Raw genomic sequence first — 25,636 nt, 5'->3', positions numbered from 1 at the left:
TCTCTCGGGGCGGGAAGATCCCTATCGTCGGTGGAATGAGCGATGCGGTGGAGGGCGCGGGCCGGGACCGTGCGCTGGGGGTTCTGCGGGCCTACGCGGACTGTGACGCGGAGGCGGTGGAGGGCGTGCTGGCGGGGCTGGACGAGGGGGGCCGGCTGGAGGTGTACGCCGTGCTGAGCGGGCTGCTGCACACCACGGCCGGCATCATGGAACTGACCGGCGCGCGGCACGACTCGGGGCGGATCGTGCGGTGTGCCGACGAGGTCGCCGCGGTCGCCCCGCCGCACTACGAGTTCGCGATCTCGGAGGCGACGCGGGCCTGGGCGCGGGGCGACCGGTCGGCGCTGCGGGCGGTGTCCGGGCGGGATCTGCCGGGCGCGGTCCATCTGACCGCCGTCTTCGTGACCGTGCTGGGGATCTCCCTGTGGGGGCGGAGCGGGTTCCTCGCCGTCCTGCGGACCTTCCACGACACCATCGACGCCCTCACCGACGACCGGCCCCCCGGTCCCTGACTCTCGCCGGCCCCGTCGTCGATGCCGAAAGCCTGCGGGGCCGGCGAGAACCCTGCTCCGCAGGTCACCCGGTGGCGGCGACCAGGGCCGTGAGGTCGTCCTCGTACGTCAGGTAGCGGCCCGTCAGCGCGTCGGCCTCGCCGCTCGCCAGGCGCAGCAGGTTGGCGAGAGCGGCGGGGAGGGTGGCGTAGCCGCCGGACCGGCGCTGGGCGGCGAGCCAGGAGTCGATCCGGCGCTGCCAGGGGTCCACCGCCTCGTGGGCCGGGGCGGCTCCGATGCCGAGGTCGAGGAGGCCGGGGTGGTAGCTGAAGGCGGCGATGTCGTGCGGGAGGAGTTCGATCGCCAGGTTCTCGGTGAGCTTGTTGATCGCCGCCTTGGAGACCGAGTAGGCGCTGACGTAGGGCCAGCGGGTGTGGCCGGCGTGGCTGGAGATCGTGATGACCCGGCCCCGGCCGCGCTCGATCATGCCGGGGAGCACCGCGCGGCAGGCGGCGAGGGTGCCGCCCAGGTTGACGTCCATCGCGCGCTGCCACTCCACCGGGTCGCTCTCCCAGGCGGGGCCCGCCGGCCCGGCGACACCGGCGTTGTTGATGAGCACGTCGATGCCGCCGAGGCGGTCGGTCGCGAGTTTGACGGCGGCGGCCAGTTCCGCGTCGTTGGTGACGTCCGCGACGGCCGTGACCACCTCGGGCCCGCCGTCCAGCCCTGCCGCCGCCGCTGCCTGCGACTCGGCGGTCCGCGTGGTCAGCACCAGCTCCGCGCCCGCCGCGTGCGCGGCCTCGGCGACGGCCCGGCCCAGTCCGCCGGCCGCGCCGGTGACGAGGACCCGCAGCCCGGACAGGTCCGTCGGACCCTGTGACATCACAACCTCCGGCATGATCAACCACCTTTCTGAGAAATCGACCCCATGGCGAGCGGCCCGGTTCAGCCGCCCGCCTCTGCCGACAGCTCCGCCCCCAGCTCCCGGTCCAGATGCTCCGCGAGCCCCCGCAGCGCCGCGTGGTCGAACACCAGCGTCGCGGGCAGCCGCAGCCCCGTGAGGGCGCTCAGCCGGTTGCGCAGCTCCACGGCCGTCAGGGAGTCGAGCCCGAACTCGTGCAGGTCCCGGTCCATCGACAGGGCCCGCGCGTCCTCGTGGCCGAGGAGTTCCGCCGCGATGGACCGCACCTCGGTGAGGAGGCGTTCGGCGCGCTCGGCCGGGGCGAGGGTGCGCAGGTCGACGGCCGGCGCGGTGACCGGTGCGGCCGGGACCAGGCCCCGCAGCAGCCCCGGTGCCCCTCGCAGCCGCAGCCGGCCAAGGTCGAAGGAGGCCAGGGTGAGGGCCGCCTCGTCCTGGCGGAGCGCCTCGTCGAAGAGGGCGAGGGCGAAGGGGGTCGGCAGGGGGAGCGTGCCGTCGGGGAAGTCGCGGTCGCGGACGGTCGCGGTCATCGCGGTGATCTCCTCCCAGAAGCTCCACGCCTGGGCCTGGACCGGCAGTCCCTCGGCCCTGCGGCGCTCGGCGAAGGCGTCCAGGAAGGCGTTGGCGGCGGCGTAGTTGCCCTGCCCGGGGCTGCCGAGGACACCGGCGACGGAGGAGAACAGGACGAACGCGGCGAGCGGGGTGTCCCGGGTCAGCTCGTGCAGGTTCAGCGCCCCGTCGACCTTGGGCCGCAGCACCTCCTCGACCTGGTCGGCGGTCATCCCGGTGACCACCCCGTCCGCGAGGACCCCGGCCGCGTGCACGACCCCGACCAGCGGGAACCGCTCCGGTACGAGGGACAGCGCGCCGGCGAGGGCCTCCCGGTCGGCGGCGTCGCACGCGGCGACCACCACCTCGGCGCCCAGCTCGCGCAGTTCCGCGACGAGCGCCTCCCCTCCCCCGCGCCGGCTGGTGAGCAGCAGGCTGCGCACCCCGTACTCGGTCACGAGGTGCCGGGCGAGGAGCGACCCGAGCGTGCCGGTGCCGCCGGTCACCAGGACCGTGCCCCCGCCGAGGTCGGGCCGCGCGCCGCGCGCCGGCGCCACGCGCGCCAGCTCCGGTTCCTGGAGCCGTCCCCCGGTGATCCGGACGTGCGGCCGGGCCGCCGCCACCGCGTCCGGGACCCGGTCCGCCGAACGCGGATCGGCGTCCGTCTCCACCACCAGGAACCGCCCGGGATGCTCGGCCTGCGCGGAGCGCACGAGTCCGCGCGCGGCGGCGTGCGCGAGGTCGCCGGCGTGGGTGAGGACGACGAGCGGGCCCTCCTCCCCCGCCAGCCACTGCTGGAGCCGCGCCAGTGTGTCGAGGGTCGCCTTGCGGACGTCGCCCGGCGGCGGCGTGTACACCTCGGCGTCCGGCGCCCCCGCACCCGCTGTCCCCGCACCCGTACCCGTCCCGGCCACCTCCGTCCATCGCGTCCGGTACACCGAGTCCGTCGGCACCGCCCCCGTCAGCTCCCGCAGCGCCACGCTCCGCAGCCCGAGCGTCCCCCGGAACATCGGTGCCCCGTCGAGGCTCGACACCTCCACCAGGACCTCCTGCCCGTCGGGCACGAGGCGGACGTACGCGTCGGTGTCCTGCCGGTCCCCCGCCCACACGTCGCGCCAGACGAACGGCAGGCGGACCTCGCCCCCAGAGACGTCGGAGGCGGCGGGGGCCGTGAGGGCGAGGGCGTGCAGGGCCGTGTCGCCGAGCACGGGGTGCAGTCCGGTGCCGTCGAACCCGCCGGGCGCCTCCTCGGGCAGCCGGAGTTCGGCGAAGAGTTCCTCGCCGTGCCGCCACAGGGCCCGGACGCCCTGGAAGGCGGGCCCGTACTCGTAGCCGCGGGCGGCGAGCGAGGCGTAGTCGACGTCGAGCCGCTCGGCGCCGGCCGGCGGCAGGACCGGTTCGAACCCGGCCGGGGCCGCCCCGTGGACGGAGCCGTGGGCGTTGCGCTGCCAGCGGCTGCCGGGCCGGTCGGTCCTGCTGAACACCTCGACCGTGCCCTGTGCCGGGTCCAGCACGACCTGGAGTTCGGCCGTGCCCTGCCGGGACAGCACCAGGGGCGCCTGGATGACGAGTTCGCCGACGCTCCCCCGCGCGGCCCGCAGCGCGAGGTCCAGCAGGGCGGTGCCCGGCAGCAGGCAGGTGCCGTTCACGGCGTGGTCCGCGAGCCAGGGCTGGTCGACGGGTGAGATCCGGCTCGTCGCGACGAGTTCCCCGCTGCGCGCGGACTCCACCAGCGACCCGAGCAGCGGGTGTCCGCCGGCCGTCCGGGGTGCGGCGGCGGTGGTGAGCCAGTAGCGGCGGCGCCGGAACGGGGTGGTGGGCAGCGGCACGGGCCGGCCGGCGGCGGGGGTGAGGCGGACGCCGTCCACGCCCCGGACGTACAACTGCGCGGCCGAGGCGAGGAAGCGGTCCGGGCCGCCGTCGTCGCGGCGGAGGGTGCCGGTGACGACGGCGGTGGTGCCGGTGTCGTCCAGGGTCTCCTCGATCGCGGGGGCGAGGACCGGGTGGCCGCCGGACTCGACGAAGACCCGGAACCCGAGCTCGGTGAGGTGTTCGACGGCCGGCCGGAAGCGGACGGGTTCGCGGAGGTTGCGGTACCAGTACTCGGCGGTGAGGGCGGAGGCGTCGGCCCACTCCAGGTCGACGGTGGAGTACATCGGCACGGCCGGCTCGGCCGTGCGCACCTCGCCCAGCCGGGCGAGGAACTCCTCGCGCAGGGGTTCCACGCGGGGCGAGTGGGAGGCGTAGCCGATGCGGACACGGCGGGCGTGGACGCCGTCGAGGGCGCACTCCGCGAGGAGGCCCTTGAGGGCGAGGTCGTCCCCGGCGACCGACGTCGAGTTCGGGCCGTTGAGCCCGGCCACCCACAGCCGGTCCGGCCACCTCTCGACGAGCCAGTCGACCTGCTCGCGGGGTGCCGACACGGCCACCATGCCGGTGCCGCCGCCGAGTCCGGCGGTGACCTGTCCGCGTACGGCGACGATCCGCGCGGCCTCCTCCAGCGGCAGCGCGCCGGCGACGTGTGCGGCGGCGATCTCGCCGACGGAGTGGCCGAGCACGGCGTCCGGTTCGACGCCGTGGGCGCGCCACAGGGCGGCGAGGGAGACGGTCACGGCGAACAGGGCGGGCTGGACGACGTCCACGCGTTCCAGCCGGGCGGGGTCGGCGAGGACCTCGGTGAGCGACCAGTCGACGTGCGGGGCGAGGGCGCGTTCGCAGGCGAGGAGGGACTCGGCGAACACGGACTCGCCCAGGAGTCCGTCGGCCATGCCGACCCACTGGGTGCCGTGTCCGGGGAACACGAAGACGGTCTTGCCGTCGACGTCGGCGGTGCCGGTGACGACGTTCGGGGCGGGTTTCCCGTCGGCCACGGCCCGTACGCCGGCCAGGAGTGCGTCGTGGCCGGTGCCGATGACGACGGCTCGGTGGGGGAAGCGGGCGCGGGTGGTGGCGAGGGAGTGGGCGAGGGCGGAAGGGGTGGTGGCCGTGGTGGCGGGGAGGAGGCGGGCGGCCCAGTCGCGGAGGCGTTCGGGGGACTTGGCGGACAGGGGCAGGGCAACGGCCTCCGGTTCGGGGGCGACCGGCGGCGCGGGTTCGCCCGGCGGCTCCTCCAGGATGAGGTGGGCGTTGGTGCCGCTGATCCCGAACGAGGAGACGGCGGCCCGCGCCGGGCGCCCCCGCTCCGGCCACGGCATGCTCTCGGTCAGCAGCCGGACGTCCCCCGCCGCCCAGTCGACGTGCGAGGTCGGCGCGTCCACGTGCAGGGTCCTCGGCAGGGTGCGGTGACGCATCGCCTGGACGACCTTGATGACCCCGCCGACCCCGGCGGCGGCCTGCGTGTGCCCGATGTTCGACTTCAGCGACCCGAGCCAGAGCGGTACGTCGCGCCCCTGCCCGTACGTCGCGAGGAGCGCCCCCGCCTCGATCGGGTCCCCGAGCCGGGTCCCGGTGCCGTGCGCCTCGACGGCGTCCACGTCGCCCGGCCGGAGCCCGGCGTCCTGGAGGGCGAGGCGGATCACCTCGCGCTGGGCGGTGCCGCTCGGCGCGGTGATGCCGTTGGAGGCGCCGTCCTGGTTGACGGCCGACCCGCGGATCACCGCGAGCACCGGGTGCCCGGCGCGGCGCGCGCGGGAGAGCCGTTCGACGACGACGAGTCCGGCGCCCTCGGCCCAGCCGGTGCCGTCGGCGGCCTCGGCGAACGGCTTGCACCGCCCGTCCTCGGCGAGCGCGCCCTGTTTGCTGAACTCCAGGAAGCCCTGCGGGCTGCCCATGACGGCGACCCCGCCGGCCAGGGCGAGTTCGCACTCCCCGCGCCGGACGGCCTGGGCGGCGAGGTGGAGGGCGACGAGGGAGGAGGAGCAGGCGGTGTCGAGGGTGAGGGCGGGTCCGCGCAGGCCCAGCGTGTAGGCGATGCGGCCGGAGGCGACGCCGCCCTGGACGCCGGTGGCGAGGTAGCCCTCCAGTTCGCGGGGGACCCGGTCGAGGTCGCCGATGTAGTCGTGGAGCATGAGCCCGGCGTAGACGCCGACGCGTTCGCCCCGCAGGGAGGCGGGGTCGACGCCCGCGCGTTCCAGGGCCTCCCAGGCGAGTTCGAGGAGCAGCCGGTGCTGGGGGTCGGTGGCGAGGGCCTCGCGGGGCGAGATCCCGAAGAACTCGGCGTCGAAGTCGCCCGCGTCGTGCAGGAATCCGCCGCGCCGGGTGGTGGAGCCTGCATGGAGCCGCTCCAGGTCCCAGCCGCGGTCCTCGGGGAAGCCGGAGGTGGCGTCGGTCTCCTCGGCGACGAGCCGCCACAGCTCGTCGGGGGTCGTGACACCGCCGGGGTATCGGCAGGCGAGCCCGACGAGGACGACGGGGTCGTCGTCGGCGGCCGTGGTGACGGCGGGGGCCGACTCCTCGGCGCCGCCCGTGAGTTCTGTGTGCACGTGGCGGGCGACGGCGCGGGCGGTGGGGTGGTCGAAGACGAGGGTGGTGGGCAGGCGCAGGCCGGTGGCGGCGGCGACGCGGTCCCGGAGGCGGACGGCGTCGGCGGAGGTGAGGCCGTGCTCGCGCAGTGCCTGGTCGGGGTCGACGGCGGTGGACTCGCCGAGGACGACGGCGACTTCGCGGGTGACGACGTCGAGGAGGGTGCGGTGGAGGTCGCCGCCGGTGAGGTCGGCCCGCTCGGGGAGCTGCTGCGGTTCCACCGGACTCAGGGCGGTGACGAGGGTGGCGCCGGGCCTGCTCAGGGCGACGTCGAACGCGTCGCGGACCCGCCGGTCGGTGAGCCCCTCGGCGAGCACCAGCGTCGTCCCGGCGACGGTGACGGTGGTACCGGTGACGGTGACGGGGATGCCGTCCTCGACGAGCTGTGCGCCGTGTCCGTCGGTCAGATGTCCGGCGAGGAGGTCGACCAGGCGGGCGTCGTCGCCCGTCACGGCGACCTCGCGGCCGGCCCAGGACCGCAGCGGCTCGGCGCCGGGCACGGGGACCGGCTCGCCGTCGGCCCGGACGAGTCGCAGCCCCTCGTGGGCGCCGGAGACGCCGAGGAGCCGGCCGGGGAGGTCGGCCAGCAGACGGCGCAGCACCTTGCCGGTGGCCGTCCTCGGCAGCGCGGCGACGGCCCTGATCTCCACCGGCACCTTGAAGTAGGCGAGTTCGCGCCGGCAGCGGGCGAACAGGTCGGCGCAGTCCACGCCGTCCGGTCCGGGTACCACGAGCGCGGCCGGGAGCTGCCCGAACTCCTCGTCGTCCAGGGCGGTCACGGCGGCGTCGCGGACGCCGGGCGCCTTGAGGAGGACGGCCTCGATCTCGGTGGGGTGGACGTTCTCGCCGCCCCGGATGATGACGTGGTTGCGGCGGCCGGTGATCCACAGGTAGCCGTCCGCGTCGCGGCGGGCGAGGTCGCCGGTGTGGTACCAGCCGCCCTTCAGCGCCTCGGCGGTGGCCTCGGGCCGGTTGTGGTAGCCGAGCATCAGGTTCGGGCCCTTGACCAGGATCTCGCCCTCGGCGCCGGTGGGGACGTCCGCGCCGGTGTCGGGGTCGACGACGCGCAGGCCGAGGCCGGGCAGCGGCAGTCCGCAGGAGCCGGGGCGGGGGTCGCCGCCGGGCCGCATGGTGGCCATGGGGCCGTTGGTCTCGGTGCAGCCGTAGTGGTCGGTGAGCGGGACGCCGAACGCGGTCCGGAACGACTCGGCGAGCGCGGGGGTGGTGACCGCGCCGGCGACGAGGCAGACCCGCAGCGCGGGCAGGGTGAGCCCTTCGGTGGCGGCGGCGTGGACCAGGTTGTGGTACATCGTGGGCACACCGGCGAGGAAGCTGTAGGGGCGGGCGCGCAGTTCGGCGAGGACCTCGGCGGGGGCGAACCCTGGGACGAGGTGCGCGGAGGCCCCGACGGCGGTGACGGCCACGACGCACAGGCTGTGGCCGAAGGAGTGGGACAGCGGCAGCGGCCACAGCAGCGTGTCGTCCGGGGACAGTTCGATGATCGGCGCGTAGCAGGTGGTGGCGTTCCACAGGACGGCGCGCAGGGTCGACAGGACGCCCTTGGGGAGGCCGGTGGTGCCGGAGGTGTAGAGCAGGAACGCGGGTTCGTCGAGGCCGAGGTCGTCGCGGGGCGGGGTGTGCGGGTCGCGGGTGACGATGTCCTCGTAGCCGTCGTCGACGACGATCACGTGCCGGTCCCCGGGCGGCAGGGCGGTGCGGACCTGGCCGGCGTGGGCGGTGTCGGTGATGACGGCGAGGGCGTCGCTGTCGGTGAGGACGTGGGCCAGTTCGGCGTCGGAGGAGTGCGGGTTGACGGGGACGGCGACGCAGCCCGCCCGGTTGACGCCGAGGTAGCTCTCCACGATCTCGACGCGGTTGCCGAGGAGGATCGCCACCCGGGAGCCCTTCGGCAGTCCGAGGCCCGCGAGGTGGCCGCCGAGGCGGGCCGTGCGGCGTTCCAGGCCGGCGTGGGTCACGGTGCGCCGGGGGTCGGAGAACGCGATCTTCGTCCCGCGTGACTCCGCGTGCCCGCGCAGCAGTTCGGGCAGCGGTCGGACCAGGTCGCTGGGGGTCGCGCGCATCTGTGTCTCTTCTCGCGGTGCGGTCATGGATGGACTTGCGTCAATGATCCGGCACTGCCGGGCGGAACGTGCGGGGTGCCCCGGGGCTGCGTGCCCCCGCCGCCGCGGGCCCCGGGGTGCGGTCGGTGCCGCGGTCAGTGCCTCGGCGTCAGGTGGAAGATGCAGCTGTAGGGGAGGTCGAGTTCGGTGCGGTCGGCGAGCCGCCACGGGGAGCGGGCGATGGCGGCCTCCCAGTCGCCCGGGGAGGGGATGTACTGGTCCATGAGGGCGTGGGTGTACTCGAAGCCGAGGGAGAAGACGGGGGCGGCGGCGTCGCTGCTGAGGTCGGAGCGGTAGGTGTCGCCGAGGAGGAGACGGCGGGCGTCGGGGAACGCCCGGCGGACCTGTCCGAGGGAGGTCACGCACTCCTCCAGCGGCCACAGGTCGTGGCCGGGGAAGAAGGAGAACACGAGGTCGACTCCGGGGTGGCGGCCTCTCGCCGGGCGGGAGACGTCCGCGTGGACGATCTCGACGCGGTCGCGGAGTCCGGCGTCGGCGACGGCCTTGGTGGCGGTCTCGACGGCGCCCTCGTCGGGGTCGAGGCCGACGAACCGCTTGCCGGGGTAGCGGTGGGCGAGCCGGATGACACGGTGTCCGCTGCCGCAGCCGAGGTCGGCGGCGCACTCGAACGCGAGGCCCGCGGTGACCCGGTCGAAGACGGGGTCGACGTGGAAGCGGCCGTAGTCGTGGCAGGCGCGGGCGATGGCGCGGCCGTCCCGCAGCCGCGCGGCGTCCTGGCCGCGGCCGGCGCGGGCGAAGGTGTCGGCCTGGGCGAGGATCGGCGCGTGGCCCTTGACGAGCCACACGAGGTAGCCCTTGTTCTCCCGGAGTTCGGTGAAGCGCGGGCCGGGGACGAGGGTGACGCCGTCGTGGACGGTGGCGACGGCGTCGGCGCCCTCCAGGACGTCCGCGATGAGGCGCAGGGCGCGGAAGCTGAGGCCGTGGTCGCGGGCGAACGTGTCGAGGGCGCAGGCGCGGTGCTCGTCGAGCTGGTCGACGAGGCCGAGTTCGGCGGCGGCGGTGACGGCGGAGGCGAGGACGGTGCCGTTGAACGCCTGGCGCATGGAGAGGGGGGCGACGGTGTCGGTGGTCATCGGGGGTCTCCTGGGGGCGGGTGGGGGGTGCGGGCGGCTCCGGCGCGGCGCACGAAGGCGAGGACCTCGCAGGGGGTGGCGGTGCCGGCGGGGGCGACGCGGGGGCGGAGGATCATGCGAGCGCTCCCACTGCGTTCGCGACGAGGAGCGGCGGCGCGGCTCGCGGGCGGCCGTCGCGGCGGCCGGGGCGGAGCCGGCGGGCGCGGGCACCGGGGCGTGGCGTCGGGGTGCGGGTTCCGGGGCGGGGCCGGGGTGGGGGCGCCGGGCGGGGAGCCGGGGGGCGGACACCCGGCCGGTGCCGAGGAGCGACTCGACGCGGCCGGCGGCGGTGTCCGGCGCCGTGCGCGGCCGGCGCGCCTCGACGCGGGCGGGCCCGGCGGGGGCGCGTCCCCTGCGGGCCGGGGTCCCGGACGCGTCACGGGCCCGCCCCTCGTCCGTCGAGGCCGGCGCACGTCAGCCGAGCGGGGCAAGGTCGCCGGGGCAGCCGTGCTCGCGGGTCACGGGGGTGACGCCCGTGCGGCCGGCCGGGGCCCGGACCCTCGGTCTCCCTCCGAGGGCGGCGGCGGTCCTCATCGGCCGCGTTCCGGTCTCGGCGGGCGCCATTCGAGGTGTCTGCGCACGGCGTGCCTTCCTGTCGAGCCGGTCATGCGGGGGAACCCCGGCGGGTCGGGACACGGAACGCTCGTGTGTCGGAGAGCTCGCTACCGGGCTGCCACCAGAAAAGACCTAGCGCATTCAGGGGTCACGCCGTCGTGCCACGGGGTGGCACGACGATGGTTGGAGATGGGCGAGTGCAGGTGACACTGCGCCGGGAAGTCCCTCGTGGTCACTTCCCCGCGAGGTCCAGGGCGATGTCGACGATCATGTCCTCCTGGCCGCCCACCAGTCCCCGTCGGCCGACCTCCATGAGCAGCGTCCGCGCGTCCACCCCGTAGCGTCCGGCGGCGGTCTCGGCGTGCCGCAGGAAGCTGGAGTAGGCGCCCGCGTACCCGAGGGTGAGGGTCTCGCGGTCGACCTGGACCGGGCGGTCGCGCAGGGGCCGTACCAGGTCGTCGGCGGCGTCCTGGAGGGCGAACAGGTCGCAGCCGTGTCTCCAGCCGAGGAGGTTCGCGACGGCGGTGAACGCCTCGATGGGGCAGTTCCCGGCGCCGGCGCCCTGTCCGGCGAGGGAGGCGTCGACGCGCGTCACGCCTTCCTCGACGGCGGCGACGCTGTTGGCGACGGAGAGGGAGAGGTTCTCGTGGGCGTGGATGCCGATCTGGGTCCCGGGGTCGAGGACGTCCCGGTAGGCGCGGACGCGGTCGCGGACGCCGTCCATGGTGAGCCGGCCGCCGGAGTCGGTGACGTACACGCAGTGCGCGCCGTAGGACTCCATCAGCTTGGCCTGGTCCGCGAGTTCCCGGGCGGGGGCCATGTGGCTCATCATCAGGAACCCGGAGACGTCCATGCCGAGTTCGCGGGCGGTGGCGATGTGCTGGGCGGCGATGTCGGCCTCGGTGCAGTGGGTGGCGACACGGACCGAGCGGACGCCGAGGGCGTGGGCGTGCCGGAGTTCGGCGATGGTGCCGATGCCGGGGAGGAGGAGGGTGGTGAGGACGGCGTTCTCGACGGCGTCGGCCGCCGCCTCGATCCACTCCCAGTCGGTGTGGCTGCCGGGCCCGTAGTTGAGGGAGCCGCCCGCGAGCCCGTCGCCGTGGGCGACCTCGATCGCGTCGACCCCGGCGGCGTCGAGGGCGCCCGCGATCCGGGCGACGTCGGCGGGGTCGACGCGGTGGCGGACGGCGTGCATGCCGTCCCGGAGGGTGACGTCCTGCATGTACAGCTCGGTGCTCATCGTCCGGCCTTCGCGATCGTCTCGGCGACGCGCACGGCGGCCGAGGTCATGATGTCCAGATTCCCGGCGTACGCGGGCAGGTAGTGGGCGGCGCCCTCGACTTCGAGGAACACCGAGACGCGGGTGGTGACCGGCCCGGCGTCCTCGGGCAGCAGGGTGTGCACGGGTTCGTCGTCCGTGACCGGCGTGAACTGGACCTCCTGCTTCAGCCGGTACCCGGGGACGTACTGGGCGACCCGCTCGGCCATCTCCTTCACGGACGCCCGGATCGCGTCGTGGTCCGCGTCCCCGATCAGGCAGAACACCGTGTCCCGCATGATCATCGGCGGTTCGGCGGGGTTCAGGACGATGACCGCCTTGCCGCGCGCGGCCCCGGCGACCGTCTCGATGGCGTGCGCGGTCGTCTCGGTGAACTCGTCGATGTTGGCGCGGGTGCCGGGCCCGGCGGACTTGGAGGCGATGGAGGCGACGATCTCGCCGTAGTGGACCGGGGTGACGGCGGCGACGGCCGCGATCATCGGGATGGTGGCCTGGCCGCCGCAGGTGACCATGTTGAGGTTCGGCGCGTCGAGGTGCTCGTCGAGGTTGACGGGCGGCACGACGAACGGGCCGAGGGCGGCGGGGGTCAGGTCGAGGAGCTTCTTGCCGTAGGGCGCGAGCTTCGCGGCGTTGGCGATGTGCGCCTTCGCGGAGGTCGCGTCGAAGACGATCGCGATCTCGTCGAACCCGGGCATCGCGATCAGCCCGTCCACGCCCTCGTGGGTCGTCGGCACCTTGAGCCGGGCGGCGCGCGCGAGGCCGTCCGACTCGGGGTCGATGCCGACCAGCGCGGCCATCTCCAGCGTCTCCGACAGCCGGAGGATCTTGATCATCAGGTCGGTGCCGATGTTGCCGGACCCGATGACGGCGACCTTGGTCCGTCCGGTACTCATGCGTCCCTCTTCTCCGAGAACACGGCCGTGACCTCGCCGAGCGCCCCCACCTCGGCCCGTATCCGGGTCCCCGGCGGTGCCGGGACCATGGGTCCGAGCGCCCCGGACAGGACGACCTGCCCGGCGCGCAGCGGCTCCCCGAAGGCGAGCGCCGTCCGTGCCAGCCACTCCAGCGCGTTCAGCGGATCGCCGAGGCAGGCGGCCCCCGACCCCTCGGAGACGAGGACGTCACCGGCGTACAGCCGCATGTCCGCCTCCCGGGGCTCGAACTCGTCGAGGGTGAGCCGGCGTCCGCCCAGGACGTACAGTCCGCTGGACGCGTTGTCGGCGACCGTGTCCGTGAGGGAGATGTCCCAGTCGGCGATCCGGCTGTCGACGATCTCCAGCGCGGCGACCGCGTACGCGACGGCGTCCCGGGCTCGCGCCGGGTCGGTCACGTCCGCCCTGAGGACGAACGCGATCTCCGCCTCGGCCTTGGGCTGGAGGAGTCTCTCCGAGGGCACCTCCGCGAGCGCGGAGACGTCCATGTCCGCGAAGAGGACACCGAAGTCGGGCTGGTCCACGCCCAGTTGGGCCTGGACGGCGGGTGAGGTCAGGCCGATCTTCCGGCCGGTGACGACCGCGCCCCCGGCGAGGCGGCGCCGGGTCAGCTCCTGCTGGACGGCGTAGGCGGCGTCGAGGTCCGTCGTGCCGAGGAGGTCACGGACGGGGGCGACGGGGCTTCCCGAGGCGCTCGCCCCGGCCAGTCGCTCGGCGGCTTCCTGCACGGTCATCCGGGTCACCTTCCCTGTGCCGTCGCGACGGCGAACCCGGCGATCCACGCGGGTATCGGCTCGTAGAAACGGGATGTCATGTCGTAGGCGCCGGTCGCGGCCAGTGAGGCGAACGCGGCGATCCAGGAGCGGACCTCGTGTGCGGAGCCGCCGCCCTCGACGGCCATCCCGGCGACGGTCCAGCTGTCGAACTCGGCCAGCTCGCCCTTCTCCAGGTGGTCGAGGAGCCGGTTGTCCCAGGTGGGGTTGATGGGGATCATCGCCGAGGAGCCGGCCACGTAGTCGCGGCCCGCCTGGACGACCCGCTGCTCGCCGCGCGCGCGTTGTTCCGGGGTCGGGGGGCGGCCCTCGATGAGGGCGTCGGCGACGCGGGGCGGGGCACCGTCGAGGACGGGGACGGGCGGGTCGTGGGAGAGGCCGCCGGAGGCGAGGAACAGGACCCGCCGGTCGAGTTCGGCGGCGGCCTCGCCCAGGGCGGTGCCCAGGGCGCGGACCCGGCTGACCGGGCCGAGCGGGGTGGCGACACCGTTGACGAAGACGGGGACGACGGGGACGCGGTCGATGCCGCCGAAGAGGACTTCGAGGGGCTGCGCGAATCCGTGGTCGACGGTCATGCGGGCGGAGACGGTGAGGTCGACGCCCCGGTCCAGGACGCCCTGGGCGAGGGCTCTGGCGGCGGCCGTGTCGACGGACAGGGGGCCCGCCTGGGTGTCGAAGTCGCCGACCGCGTGTGCTTCGGTGGCGAGACAGAAGGGGGGCATCTCCTTGTAGAAGAAGCCGTTGTAGTGGTCGGGGGCGTAGAGCACGACGAGTTCGGGGTCGAAGTCCCGGATGAAGGAGCGTGCCGCGTCGACGGCGTTCTCGACCCTCAGGAGGACGTCGGGTTCGGGGTCGTTCTTCCCGATGAGCGGCGAGTGGGACAACCCCACGGCGGCTGCGGTCATGGCGAAGGTTCCTTAGGGGTGGATGACGAGCTTGCCGGTGAGTCCGCCGTCGATCATGAGCTGGAATCCCTTGTGGATGTCCGTCAGCGGCAGCGTCCGGTCGATCACGGGACGGGTGCCGGTCGCCTCCATCATCCGCAGCATCGCGACGAGTTCGGCGCGGGTGGCGCCGGTGGAGCCGAGGACGCGCTGCTGGAGGTAGAAGATCCGGCCGAGGTCGGCCGGCGGGTTCGTGCCGCTGGTCGCGCCGGCGATGACGACCGCGCCGCCGGGGCGCAGGGACTTCAGGGAGTGCGACCAGGTCGCCTCGCCGACGGTCTCGATGACGACGTCGACGCGTTCCGGGACCCGTTCCCCGGTGGCGAGCGCGGCGCGGGCGCCCCAGGCGAGCGCCTCGGCGCGTTTGGTCTCGCTGCGGCTGGTGGCGTAGACGACGGCCCCGGCGGCGACGGCCAGCCGGATCGCCGCGGAGGCGACGCCGCCGCCCGCGCCCTGGACGAGGACCCGGTCCCCGGCGGTGATCCGGGCCTGCGTGAACAGCATGCGGTAGGCGGTCGTCCAGGCGACGGGCAGGCAGGCGGCCTCGTCGAAGGAGAGCCAGGCCGGTTTCGGCACGAGGTTGCGGGTCGGGACGGTCAGGTACTCGGCGAAGGCCCCGTCGTGCCGCTCGGACAGCAGCGCCCGGTCGGGGTCGAGGGTCTCGTCGCCGCGCCCGGCGTCCGGGTCGCCGAGGACGGGGTGGACGATGACCTCGTTGCCGTCGTCGTCGTAGCCGGCGGCGTCGCAGCCGAGGACGATCGGGAGCCGCTCCGGCGGGTGGCCGACGCCCCTCAGGGTCCACAGGTCGTGCATGTTGAGGGAGGAGGCCACGACGCGGACCCGGGACCAGCCGGGCTTCGGCGCGGGCTCGGGGACGTCGCGCAGCACCAGGCCCGACAGCGGGTCGGCGGCGCTCTGGGAGATGGCGGTTGCAGCTAGCACCCGGTCACGTTCGCCCGGACCGGGCGGGGTTCCCCAGCTCGTGTTCCGCTGTGCAGCACACAAGGCGGGTCCGGAGCTGCCGGGCGGCGCGGCGTGCTTAGAGTGGTCGTGTGTCCTCGGAAAACGCGCTGGTGGCGCACAACGTCCGGTTACTCAGGGAGCGGCGCGGGCTGTCCCAGACCGAGCTGGCGCGGCGGGCGGGGCTCGCGAAGCAGACGCTGTCGCGGCTGGAGCAGGGGACGGGCAATCCGACGGTGGACACGCTGTTCGCGATCGCTGCGGCGCTGCGGGTGCCGGTCGCCCGGCTGGTCGCGGACCGGGGCCGGACCGTCGCCGTGCACCGGGGCGAGGAGGTCGGGTGGGAGCGCGCCGCCGGTTACGAGTGGCGGGCGCTCGGGCAGGTGTACGGCTCGGGTGTCGTCGAGAACTTCCTCGTGCGGGTCCCGGCCCGCGAGGGCGGGGCGGCCGAGGCGCATCCGGCGGGCACGCTGGAGCAGGTGTACGTGGTGAGCGGGCGGGTGCGGGTGGGGCCCGCCGACAGCCCGGTCGAACTGTCGGCGGGCGATTCGGTGCGTTATCCGGGCGACCGGCCGCACGTGTACGAGTCGCTGCACGGGGTGAGCGTCGTGCACGTCATGGTGAGTGTGCCGTACGGCGGAGTGCGGCTCTGAGGCGGTGTCACGGCGGCTCGTTCTTCCGGACCGGCCCGGTGTGCCGTCAGGCCGTGGGGCGGACGGTGAGGGTGCGGGCCGCGGCGTAGGCCACGCGGCGCAGGGCGGGGGCGTAGCGGACGGGGTCGAAGCGGTGGTCGGCGCCGGCGACGGACAGGCCGGCGACCGGGCGGCCGGCGGGGCCCATGATGGGGACGGCGACGCAGGTCAGGCCGAGGGCGACCTCCTGGCGGTCGTAGGCGATGCCCTCGCGGCGGATACGGCCGAGGTCGGAGCGGAGCCGGTCGGGGTCGGTGAGGGTGTACTCGGTGCGCGCGGGCAGTCCCGCGGCGACGGCGGCCTCGGCGGCGTCGTGGTCGAAGGCGAGGAGGGCCTTGCCGACGCCTGTGCAGTAGGCGGGCAGCCGGGCGCCGATCCGGGAGGGGGAGCGGGTCGTGCGGTGGCCGTGGATCTTGTTGACGTAGACGATCTCCGTGCCCCGCAGCACCGCCAGGTGAATCGTTTCGTGAGTGAGTTCGTACAGATCGGCGAGGTACGGCAGGAGCCGTTCCTGGAGGAGCTGCGGGGTGGGGCCGTAGACGCGGTTGCCCATGTCGTAGAGCTGGGTGCTCAGCCGGTAGTTGCTGCCCACCCGCTCGACGAGTTCGTTGCGCTGGAGGATGCCCAGCAGGCGGAAGGCGGTGGACTTGGTGAGGCGGGCCCGGCGGGCCAGTTCGCTGACGCCGATGTCCTCGTCCTCCTCCGCGAGGGACTTGAGGAGGCCGAGCGCCTTGTCGACCGCGGTCTGCTGGTCGGTCGCGGCATCGGGGTGAACGGACATGGGGGGAGGAGCAGGCATGGGGGACTCCTGAGGAAGAAGCACCGGCTGACCATTGAAGTGGACGCCTGTCCAATCTATGAGACCCACGCGGCGCTTGTAAACGTCTTGTGCGCAGGCCCGCAACAGAGGTCCCGCCGTACGCGTCTGCGCAGGCGGGACCCCTTTTCACTGGGTGAAAACCCGGTCGCGGGTCTCGGGCAGGGCGAGCGCGCAGCCGAGGCTCACCAGGCACAGGGAGCCGGCGTAGGCGCCGAGCACGAGGGGGGACTCCCAGTGGGCGGTGAGCCAGGTCGCGACGAGGGGGGCGAAGCCGCCGCCGAGGGTGTTGGCGAGGATGAAGGCGGCGGAGGCGCCGGTGTAGCGCAGGCGGGCCGGGAAGAGTTCGGGGAGGAACGCGGCGATCGGCGCGAACATGAACGTGAAGAGGGTGAGGCCGACCGTGAACGCGCCGGTGATCAGCCAGCCGTTCCCCGTCTCCAGCGAGCCGAACATGGGCAGCGCCCACAGCACGCTGCCGGCCGCGCCCGCGATGATCACGGGCCGCCGGCCCACCTTGTCGGCGACGCGGGCCGTCGGCACGGTCACCAGCGCGGCGACGCCGGCGGCGACGCTGGCGGCGGTGAGCATCGTGGACTGGGGGATGTCGAGCGCCTTGGGGCCGTACGACAGGCTGTAGACGACGGTCAGGTAGTAGACGGCGGAGCCGCCGACCGTCACACCGAGGCCGAGGAGGATCTTGCCGGGGTGTTCCCGCAGCAGGGTGCCGAGGGGGAAGCGCGGGGCGGGTTCGGCGGAGCGCTGCTGCTGGAAGACGGGCGATTCGGTGACCCGGCTGCGCACCCACAGGCCGATGACGACGAGGAGGGCGCTGAGCAGGAACGGGATGCGCCAGGCGCCGTCCTCGAAGCCGTCCTTGCCCGCGATCGCGAGCGTCGGCAGGATCACCGCGCTGGACAGCAGGAAGCCGAGCGGCGGCCCCGCCTGCGGGATCGACGCGTACAGGGCGCGCCGCCCCGGGGGCGCGTGCTCGGCGGCGAGCAGCACCGCCCCGCCCCATTCGCCGCCCATGCTGACGCCCTGCACGAGCCGCAGGGTGACCAGCAGGACCGGGGCGAGGACGCCGGCGGTCTCGTAGGTGGGCAGCAGGCCGACGCCGACGGTCGCGACGCCCATCATGACCAGCGACAGGACCAGGGCGCGTTTACGGCCGAGGCGGTCGCCGATGGTGCCGAACAGGACGACGCCGACGGGGCGGGCGAGGAACGCGGCGGCGAAGGTGAGGAACGCGGCGAGGGTGGAGACGGTGGAGTTCCCGGAGGGGAAGAAGGCGGGGCCGAGGACGAGGGCGGCTGCGGTGCCGTACACGGCGAAGTCGTAGTACTCGACGACGGTGCCGACGAGACTGGCGACGGCGACGCGGGACACGTCGGTCTTCGGTGCCGGGGGTGCCTCGACGGCACGGGTGGTTTCGGACATGGAGCGGCTCTCCGAACGTTCGCGGACATGACGGACGCGAGGTGCACGAAGGTCATGAACGACGTGAAGGGGACTGGAGACGGGACTGTAGAGAGGGGGTGATTCCGTGGCGGCGCCCGTGTGCCGCTGTACGGAACGGGCGTGGTGAACGCCCTGGAAAGCGGTGTGCCGCACCACGGAACGGGCACTGGGCCGCCGCTTCCCGGGTGACGTCTGCTGGGGTCATGCAGCAGCCTCCCCGTGTATCCGGACCACCGGTCGACGTCAGCGCGTACGTCGACCTCGACGACGGCCTCGTCGACCGCACGATCTTCGCCGACGCCCAGGTGTACCGGCAGGAGCTGCGCCGCGTCTTCGCGCCGAGCTGGCTGTTCCTCGCGCACGAGAGCCAGTTCACGAAACCCGGCGACTTCTTCACGACGTACATGGGCGAGGACCCGGTGATCGTGGCGCTGGGCCGGGACCGGCGGCTGCGGGCGTTCCTCAACGCGTGCCGGCACCGCGGGATGCGGGTGTGCCGGGCCGACCAGGGTGCCGCGAAGGCGTTCACGTGCAGCTACCACGGCTGGTCGTACGACATGTCGGGGAAGCTGGTCAACGTCCCCAACGAGGACGACTATCCCGCCCAGTTCGACCGGGCGGGGTGGGGGCTCGTCGAGGTCGCGCAGGTCGAGACGTACAAGGGCCTGGTGTTCGGGACGTGGAACCCCGAGGCGCCGCCGCTGGCCGAGGCGCTGGGCGGGATGACCTGGTACCTGGACGCGATGCTGGACCGCGATCCGGAGGGCACCGAGGTGGTCGGCGGGGTCCACAAGTGGGTCCTGGAGGGCAACTGGAAGCTCGCCGCCGAGCAGTTCGCCTCCGACTGGTACCACGTCAACATCTCGCACGCCTCCGCGCTGATGGTCATGTCCCCCACCGGCAAGGGCCCGAAGACGGAGATCGTCCAGACCCCGGGCCGCCAGTACACCGACCCGCTCGGGCACGGCGCCGGCTTCCCCACGCACCCCAAGAGCCGCTTCGACGACCGGGTCGTGCACGACTGGTACGACTACGACGCGCTGCGCGAACGCCTCGGCGACGCCCGCGTCGAGGGCCCGATGACGACCGGCCACGCGACGGTCTTCCCGAACTTCTCCTACCTCCCCGTCAACGGCTCGATCCGCGTCTGGCACCCCAAGGGGCCGGACAAAATGGAGGTCTGGGCCTGGACGATCGTCGACCGGTCGATGCCGGACGAGGTGAAGAACGCCCAGCGCCTGTACAACCTGCGGACGTTCGGGCCCACCGGGATCTTCGAGCAGGACGACGGCGAGAACTGGAGCGAGGTCCAGGCCACCGCGCACGGCTTCGTCTCCGGCTCCATGACCCTCAACTACCAGATGGGCCTGGGACTCGAGGAGAAGGACGGCGTCCACCCCGGCATGACGGGACGCCTCTACAGCGACGGCGCCGCCCGCGGCTTCTACGCCCGCTGGCGCGACCTGATGAACACGCCCGCCTGGCACGAGAAGGAAACATCATGAGCACGACGAGCACCGGAATCCGGGTCGCCGAGGTGGGCGGCATCGAGGAGGGCGAGGCGCTGCGGGTCCCCGCCGAGGAGACCGGCCACGGCGACGCCATCGCCGTCTTCCACGACGACGGCACCTACTACGCCCTCGACGACACCTGTACGCACGGCCAGGCGTCGCTGGCCGAGGGCTGGATCGAGAACGGTGAGGTGGAGTGTCCCCTGCACAGCGCCCGTTTCTGTCTGAAGTCCGGTGAACCGCAGTGCATGCCGGCCACCCTCGCCCAGCGCACGCACCGCGTCGAGGTCCGTGACGGCGGCGTCTGGCTGCACCCCGGGACCGACGCGTGAAGCACATCGCCGTGGTGGGCGCGGGCCTGGCCGCCGTCTCCACCTGCGCGGCCCTGCGCGCCCAGGGGTACGACGGCGGACTCACCCTGTACTCCGCCGAACCGGGTCTGCCCTACGACCGTCCCCCGCTCAGCAAGGACGTCCTGCTCGGCAAGGCGCAGCGCGCGGACGTCCTGCTGCGTCCGGCCGACTGGTACGACGCCCACCGCGTCGTCCTGCGCCCGGGCATCCCGGTCCGGGCCGTCCGCCCCGGTGAGGGCGGGCTCGAACTCGACGACGGGACACGGGAGAAGGCGGACCGCGTCGTCCTCGCGACCGGCGGCACCCCGCGCACCCTGCCCTTCCCGGGCACGCACACCCTGCGCACCTGGGAGGAGGCCGAACGCCTGCGGGAGCGGCTGCTGCCGGGGGCCAGGGTCGTCGTGGTCGGCGCGGGCCTGATCGGCGCCGAGACGGCGGCGGCGGCCCGGGTACTGGGCTGCGAGGTCACCCTGGTCGACCCGGTCCCGGTGCCGCTGGCGGCCGTCGTCGGCGACGCCGTCGCGGGCGCCCTGCACCGCAGGCACACCATCGAGGGCGTGCGGGTGATCACGGCCGGCGTGGACCGCGTCGAGGGCTCCGTCGTCCACCTCACGGGGGACGCGGGACAGGTCGTCGCCGACACGGTCGTGGCCGGCATCGGCATCCGCCCGGCCACCGAACTCGCCCTGACGGCCGGGCTGTCGGTGGACAACGGCATCGTCGTCGACACCGGCCGGCGCACCTCCCACCCGCACGTGTACGCCGTCGGCGACGTCGCCCGGCACGACGGCAGTCCGGTGCGGCACGAGCACTGGGAGGCCGCCCAGCGGGACGGCGAGGCCGCCGCGCACGGCCTCCTGGGGCGGCCGGTGCCCGAGGAGGGCGCTTCGTGGTTCTGGTCCGACCGGCACGGGTCGCGGCTGGAGGCCGTCGGCACGATGGCGGACGCCGAGCGGGTCGTGCTGCGCGGCTCCCCCGAGGTCAGCGGCTCCCCCGACGACAGCGGCTCGCCCGACGGCAGCGGCTCCCCCGGCGCCGGTTTCGTCGCGTTCGGGCTGCGCGGCGGGCGGCTGGTCGCGGCGGCGGCGATCGACCGGGTCCGCGAGATCAAGGCGGCCCGCCGCCTGATCGACCGGGGTGTGCCCGTCGAGGCCGCCCAACTCGCCGACGAGACAGCCGACTTGCGGACCCTGCTGAAACGCTGACACCACCCGCCCGACCCGTGCCACCCCGTGGCACACGCGCTCCCCGAACCACCCCCGCCGCGCTGGAATGACCCCCAGCGCGGCCCGCAGGAGGACCCCCTCATGAGCATTCACCCCCCGGAGACGGTGTCCGACACCGACATGCGGCTCCACTTCGAGGTGCAGCGCCTGTACGCCGTCGAGGCGCGCCTGCTCGACCAGCACCGGTACGCCGACTGGCTGGAGCTGTTCACCGAGGACCTGCACTACTGGGCGCCGGTGCGGACGAACCGGCTGCGCCGGCAGCAGGCCATGGCGGACGGGGCGCCGGGCGAGGTCGCCATCTTCGACGAGACGAAGGCCAGCCTGATCTGGCGCATCCGCCGCTTCGACTCCGGGATGGCGTGGGCGGAGGACCCGCCGTCACGGACCCGGCACCTGATCACCAACGTCCTGGTCGAGCCCGGCGAGGAGCCGGACACCTGGACGGCGACCTCGGACTTCCTCTGCTACCGCAACCGGCTGGAGCGCGAGGTCGACCTGTACGCGGGCGGCCGTACGGATGTCCTGCGCCGGGCCGGCGACGGCTCGCTGCTCATCGCGCGCCGCACGATCCTCCTCGACCAGAACGTCCTGCTCGCCAAGAACATCAGCACCTTCCTGTGAAGCACCCTTTCTGTGACGTACCGGAGAACCACGTGAGCACAGCACAGACCGAAGAGCCGAAACTCGTCGAGCACACCGCGGCGACCACACTCGGGACCGTGGCGGTGAGCGAGGCCGGGGCGGGTCCGGCGCTGGTGATGCTGCACGGCGGCGGCCCCGGCGCGAGCGCGGTCGCCAACTACCGGCAGAACCTGCCCGCGCTGGCCGGGCGGTTCCGGGTGATCCTGCCCGACCAGCCCGGTTTCGGCGGGAGCTACCGGCCCACCGAGGCCGACCTCGACGCCCGCTCCATCACCGAGATCACGGTCGACGCCCTCCTCCAGACCCTGGACGCGCTCGGCGTCGACCGCTTCCACCTCCTCGGCAACAGCCTCGGCGGCGCGGCGGCCATCGCGACCGCCCTCGAAGTCCCGGACCGGGTCGAGAAGCTGGTCCTCATGGCACCCGGCGGCGGCTGGCTGCCGTTCGGCCCGACGCCGACCGAGGGCCAGAAGGCGATGTTCCGCTACTACAACGGCGAGGGCCCGACGCTGAAGAAGATGCGGGACTTCATCGGGGTGATGACGGCCGAGCCGAAGCGCTGGGCGGACACCGCGCAGGCCCGCTACGAGGCGTCCCTCGACGAGTCCCACATCGCCTTCTACCACCGCTACAACGCGTCCTTCGCGAAGCGGCACGGCATGGACCCGCTGTGGCAGCGGGTGCACAGGATCAAGGCGCCGACGCTGCTGCTGTGGGGGCGCGACGACCGCACGATCACCCTGGACGGCGCGCAGCTCATGCTGAAGCAGATCCGGGACGTCCAGCTGCACGTGTTCGGGGGCTGCGGCCACTGGGTGCAGCTGGAGCGGCAGGCCGAGTTCGAGCGGCTGGTCACCGACTTCCTCGCGGAGGGCTGAGCCATGGGCTGGCTGGACAGTGACGTCGCGCTGATCACCGGCGGCGGTTCGGGCATCGGGCGGGCGGTCGCCTTACGGTTCCTCGACGAGGGCGCGCGGGTCGCCGTGTTCGGGCGCGGCGCCGAGCAGTTGAAGGAGGTCGTGGAGGAGGCGGGCGACCTCGGTGAGCGGCTGCTGACCATCACCGGGGACGTGCGGGAGCCGGACGATCTGCACCGCGCGGTGCGGGCGACGGTCGAGCGGTTCGGACGCCTGGACGTGCTGGTGCCGAACGCCGGGATCTGGGACTACCACCGCAGTCTGACCCGGCTCGACGGCAAGCAGCTCGCGGAGGCGTTCGACGAGCTGTTCGCCGTGAACGTGAAGGGGTACGCGCTCGCCGTCGAGGCGGCCTGGCGGGAGCTCGTCGCGAGCGGCGGCAACATCGTCATGACGCTGTCCAACGCGTCCTTCCACACCGACGGCGGCGGCGCCCTCTACACCGCCAGCAAGCACGCCTGCCTGGGCCTGCTGCGCCAGTTCGCCTACGAGCTGGCCCCCCGGGTCCGGGTCAACGGCGTCGCCGTCGGCGGGATGCGCACCAAGCTGCGCGGCCCCGAGAGCCTCGGCCTCCAGGGCCGTACGCTGGCCGACTCGTTCGCCCGCAACGAGGCGTCCGGGATCGAGCAGCAGCCGCTGATCCCGCTGTACGACTCCAGCGTCGAGCCGGAGGACTTCACCGGCCCGTACGTCCTGCTGGCGTCCCGCGTCAACAGCTCCACCGTCACCGGTGCCGTGATCCCCGCCGACGGCGGCATAGCCGTGCGGGGTTTCCGCAGCGCGGCCGGCGGCGCCGGACTCTGAACCACCCCCTGTCTCGCCTGTTTCGCCTGTTTCCCGTTCCTCCCGTACGACCGCCATCGAAGGAGCCGACGCCATGGCCGCCGTCGACATCAGCCCCGCCACGGCGCTCTGTCGCAGAGCCCAGTCACCGACCCCCGCCGCCCTCGTCTACGAGGGCCGGGAGATCTCCGCCGCCGAACTCGCCGCCCGGTCGGCCGAGTTCGCGACCGGCCTGGCCCGGCACGGGCTGCGCCGGGGCGACCGGATCGCCTACCTGGGCTTCAACAGCGTCACCTTCTTCGAGACGTTCCTCGCCGCGGCCCACCTCGGGGCGGTGTTCGTGCCGGTGAACTTCCGGCTCGCGGCGGACGAGGTGCAGCACATCCTGGTGGACAGCGGCGCCCACACGCTGGTGGTCGAGGAGGGGCACCGGGAACTCGTCGAGTCGGTGCTCGCGGAGGTGCCGGCCCGCCGTCATCTCCTCGTCGACACCGACCCCGCGTGCCCGGCGGCCTCGGAACCGGCCGCCGTGTGGACGCCGCTGTCGGCGCTGCTCGGCGACGGGTCGCGGGAGCGGAGCGTGCTGCACGACGGCGACCTGGCGATCCTGATGTACACGTCCGGGACGACGGGCCGCCCGAAGGGGGTGATGCTGACGCACGGCAACGTGTGGTGGAACGCCGTGAACGTGGACAGTGTCGTGGACACCCGCGCCGACGACGTGAACCTCGCGGTCGCCCCGCTGTTCCACATCGGCGGCCTCAACGCGCTGACGCTGCGCACCCTGCTGCGGGGCGGCACGGTCGTCGTCCGGCGTGCCTTCGACCCCGAGCGGTGCGTCGCGGACCTGGCCGAGTACCGGGTGACGAGCTTCTTCGGGGTGCCCGCGATGTTCGCGGCGCTGACCCGGGTGCCCGGATTCGAGCTGGCGGACCTGGGCGCGCTGCGGGCGGCGATCGTGGCGGGCGCGCCGGTGGCACCGCAGCTGATCAGGGAGTACGGCGAGCGGGGCGTCCTGCTCCAGCAGGCGTGGGGGCTGACCGAGACGGCGCCCTTCGCGACGTACCTCCCGGCGGGCCTGACGCTGGAGAAGACGGGGTCGGCGGGGACGCCGATGCCGTACACGGAGGTCTGTCTCACCGAGCCCGGTACGGGGGCCCGTATCCATGAGGCCGACGCGCGGGGCGAGATCTGTGTGCGGGGGCCGAACGTGACGTCGGGGTACTGGAACAACCCGGAGGCGACGCGGGCCGCGTTCGACGACGCGGGCTGGTTCCACACCGGGGACATCGCGCACCGGGACGGGGACGGGCACTACTTCATCGTCGACCGCCTCAAGGACATGATCATCTCGGGTGGGGAGAACGTGTACCCGGCGGAGGTGGAGCGCGTCCTGCACTCCTGTCCCGGGGTCCTGGAGGCGGCCGTCGTCGGTGTGCCCGACCCGAAGTGGGGCGAGACCGTCCTCGCCGTCCTGGCCTGCGCGCCGGGGACCGCGCCGACGGTGGAGGAGGTACGGGAGTTCGCGGGCCTGCATCTGGCCCGCTACAAGCTGCCGACCCGGGTCCTGATCGCCGGTGAGCTGCCGCGCAACGGGAGCGGGAAGCTCGACAAGGCGGAGCTGCGCCGCTGGGTCGAGCGGCAGACCGCGCCGGCACTCTGAGCCGGGTCCGGGCGTGCCTGATCCACGCCCGGGCCCACTTCACCACCTGGGAAATCCTCCATGATCCATCGCGTCGCCCAGCACCCCGTGCGTGCCTGCTACCCGTACGGCGGTCACGACCTGCTCGTCGAACTCCCCCTCCCGGAGGGGGAGTTCCTCCCCGCCCTGTTCGCCGCCCACCCCCGCTGCCGCCGGATCGTCGCCGCGCCCGCCGAGGACGACGCCCCTGGCCGGCTCGCCCTGGAGGAGGCGGGGTTCCGCCCGGTCGCCGAGGCGGACCTGCCCACCGGGACGGTCGTGCTGTACACGGCCGAGCCCGCCAAGATCATGGGGGTTTCGACGGCCCTGGACGACATGCCGCATTGAGCGGAGTCCGCGGGGGTTCTGCGGATTCGGGGTCCCGGGGACGGGGGATGCCATAGAGTGCGGCCACTGTTCTCGGGGATGGGGGA

General features: G+C 73.8%; 20 protein-coding genes. 10 read left to right on the top strand and 10 right to left on the bottom strand.

The genetic code is table 11. The annotated features are described in order from the left end of the window. The first annotated feature begins 35 nt into the window (after positions 1–35). Positions 36–512, top strand: a complete 477-nt coding sequence (locus ABZX85_RS15895; RefSeq protein ID WP_355867685.1) for a hypothetical protein — start codon at positions 36–38, stop codon at positions 510–512. Positions 513–576: 64 nt separating this feature from the next. Here ABZX85_RS15895 and ABZX85_RS15890 read toward each other — a convergent pair whose 3' ends face one another. The 8 genes from ABZX85_RS15890 to ABZX85_RS15855 form a co-directional block, all read right to left on the bottom strand. Next, positions 577–1,389 carry an SDR family oxidoreductase gene (locus ABZX85_RS15890; RefSeq protein ID WP_355867682.1) on the bottom strand — a complete coding sequence of 271 codons (813 nt, stop codon included), beginning with the start codon at positions 1,387–1,389 and terminating at the stop codon, positions 577–579. 47 nt (positions 1,390–1,436) lie between these two features. Then, a complete protein-coding gene (locus ABZX85_RS15885) occupies positions 1,437–8,501 on the bottom strand; it encodes a type I polyketide synthase (RefSeq protein ID WP_355867679.1) in 7,065 nt (2,354 codons plus the stop codon). 134 nt (positions 8,502–8,635) lie between these two features. Next, entirely contained in the window at positions 8,636–9,634 is a 999-nt protein-coding gene (locus ABZX85_RS15880; RefSeq protein WP_355867676.1) for a class I SAM-dependent methyltransferase, read from the bottom strand. 826 nt (positions 9,635–10,460) lie between these two features. Beyond that, complete coding sequence (gene dmpG, locus ABZX85_RS15875) at positions 10,461–11,468, bottom strand: 4-hydroxy-2-oxovalerate aldolase (protein ID WP_355867673.1); 1,008 nt, start codon at positions 11,466–11,468, stop codon at positions 10,461–10,463. After that, positions 11,465–12,400 (bottom strand): acetaldehyde dehydrogenase (acetylating), encoded by a 936-nt coding sequence (locus ABZX85_RS15870; RefSeq protein WP_355867670.1) that lies wholly within the window; start codon positions 12,398–12,400, stop codon positions 11,465–11,467. Before ABZX85_RS15870 ends, dmpG begins: the two co-directional genes overlap by 4 nt. Further along, positions 12,397–13,173 carry a fumarylacetoacetate hydrolase family protein gene (locus tag ABZX85_RS15865; protein ID WP_355867667.1) on the bottom strand — a complete coding sequence of 259 codons (777 nt, stop codon included), beginning with the start codon at positions 13,171–13,173 and terminating at the stop codon, positions 12,397–12,399. Before ABZX85_RS15865 ends, ABZX85_RS15870 begins: the two co-directional genes overlap by 4 nt. A gap of 5 nt (positions 13,174–13,178) precedes the next feature. After that, positions 13,179–14,117, bottom strand: coding sequence for a 3-carboxyethylcatechol 2,3-dioxygenase (locus tag ABZX85_RS15860; protein WP_355867664.1), 939 nt, complete (start codon positions 14,115–14,117; stop codon positions 13,179–13,181). Between the two features lie 12 nt (positions 14,118–14,129). After that, the gene (locus ABZX85_RS15855) at positions 14,130–15,098 is read right to left on the bottom strand and encodes a zinc-binding dehydrogenase (protein ID WP_355867661.1); all 969 of its coding nucleotides are present in this window, start codon (positions 15,096–15,098) and stop codon (positions 14,130–14,132) included. Positions 15,099–15,208: 110 nt separating this feature from the next. Here ABZX85_RS15855 and ABZX85_RS15850 point away from each other — a divergent pair, with 110 nt between their 5' ends. Continuing rightward, positions 15,209–15,769 (top strand): XRE family transcriptional regulator, encoded by a 561-nt coding sequence (locus ABZX85_RS15850; RefSeq protein ID WP_355867658.1) that lies wholly within the window; start codon positions 15,209–15,211, stop codon positions 15,767–15,769. A gap of 46 nt (positions 15,770–15,815) precedes the next feature. Here ABZX85_RS15850 and ABZX85_RS15845 read toward each other — a convergent pair whose 3' ends face one another. Together ABZX85_RS15845 and ABZX85_RS15840 are read right to left on the bottom strand one after the other, a co-directional pair. Next, entirely contained in the window at positions 15,816–16,607 is a 792-nt protein-coding gene (locus ABZX85_RS15845) for an IclR family transcriptional regulator (protein WP_355867655.1), read from the bottom strand. A gap of 147 nt (positions 16,608–16,754) precedes the next feature. Further along, positions 16,755–18,065 (bottom strand): MFS transporter, encoded by a 1,311-nt coding sequence (locus tag ABZX85_RS15840; protein WP_355867652.1) that lies wholly within the window; start codon positions 18,063–18,065, stop codon positions 16,755–16,757. A 224-nt stretch (positions 18,066–18,289) separates the two neighbouring features. On the opposite strand from ABZX85_RS15840, the gene ABZX85_RS15835 reads away from it, so the two are divergent. The 8 genes from ABZX85_RS15835 to ABZX85_RS15800 all read left to right on the top strand — a co-directional run bounded on the left by ABZX85_RS15835 (position 18,290) and on the right by ABZX85_RS15800 (position 25,550). Continuing rightward, positions 18,290–19,591 (top strand): aromatic ring-hydroxylating dioxygenase subunit alpha, encoded by a 1,302-nt coding sequence (locus ABZX85_RS15835; protein WP_355867650.1) that lies wholly within the window; start codon positions 18,290–18,292, stop codon positions 19,589–19,591. Beyond that, on the top strand, positions 19,588–19,929 hold the full coding sequence (locus tag ABZX85_RS15830; protein WP_355867647.1) for a bifunctional 3-phenylpropionate/cinnamic acid dioxygenase ferredoxin subunit: 342 nt from the start codon (positions 19,588–19,590) through the stop codon (positions 19,927–19,929). Before ABZX85_RS15835 ends, ABZX85_RS15830 begins: the two co-directional genes overlap by 4 nt. Further along, positions 19,926–21,155, top strand: coding sequence for an FAD-dependent oxidoreductase (locus tag ABZX85_RS15825; protein WP_355867644.1), 1,230 nt, complete (start codon positions 19,926–19,928; stop codon positions 21,153–21,155). Before ABZX85_RS15830 ends, ABZX85_RS15825 begins: the two co-directional genes overlap by 4 nt. Positions 21,156–21,257: 102 nt before the next feature. Beyond that, on the top strand, positions 21,258–21,800 hold the full coding sequence (locus ABZX85_RS15820; protein ID WP_355867641.1) for a 3-phenylpropionate/cinnamic acid dioxygenase subunit beta: 543 nt from the start codon (positions 21,258–21,260) through the stop codon (positions 21,798–21,800). A gap of 32 nt (positions 21,801–21,832) precedes the next feature. Further along, complete coding sequence (locus ABZX85_RS15815) at positions 21,833–22,699, top strand: alpha/beta fold hydrolase (protein WP_355867638.1); 867 nt, start codon at positions 21,833–21,835, stop codon at positions 22,697–22,699. Positions 22,700–22,702: 3 nt separating this feature from the next. Continuing rightward, positions 22,703–23,542 (top strand): SDR family NAD(P)-dependent oxidoreductase, encoded by an 840-nt coding sequence (locus ABZX85_RS15810; RefSeq protein ID WP_355867635.1) that lies wholly within the window; start codon positions 22,703–22,705, stop codon positions 23,540–23,542. 73 nt (positions 23,543–23,615) lie between these two features. Then, on the top strand, positions 23,616–25,184 hold the full coding sequence (locus ABZX85_RS15805) for a long-chain fatty acid--CoA ligase (RefSeq protein WP_355867632.1): 1,569 nt from the start codon (positions 23,616–23,618) through the stop codon (positions 25,182–25,184). A 60-nt stretch (positions 25,185–25,244) separates the two neighbouring features. After that, positions 25,245–25,550 carry a hypothetical protein gene (locus ABZX85_RS15800; protein WP_355867629.1) on the top strand — a complete coding sequence of 102 codons (306 nt, stop codon included), beginning with the start codon at positions 25,245–25,247 and terminating at the stop codon, positions 25,548–25,550. Positions 25,551–25,636 lie beyond the last annotated feature (86 nt).

It is taken from the genome of Streptomyces sp. NPDC004539, from assembly GCF_040610055.1.
Classification (GTDB): domain Bacteria; phylum Actinomycetota; class Actinomycetes; order Streptomycetales; family Streptomycetaceae; genus Streptomyces.
Note: the sequence above shows the minus strand (reverse complement) of the source record. Positions and strands in the feature narration are given on the sequence as shown.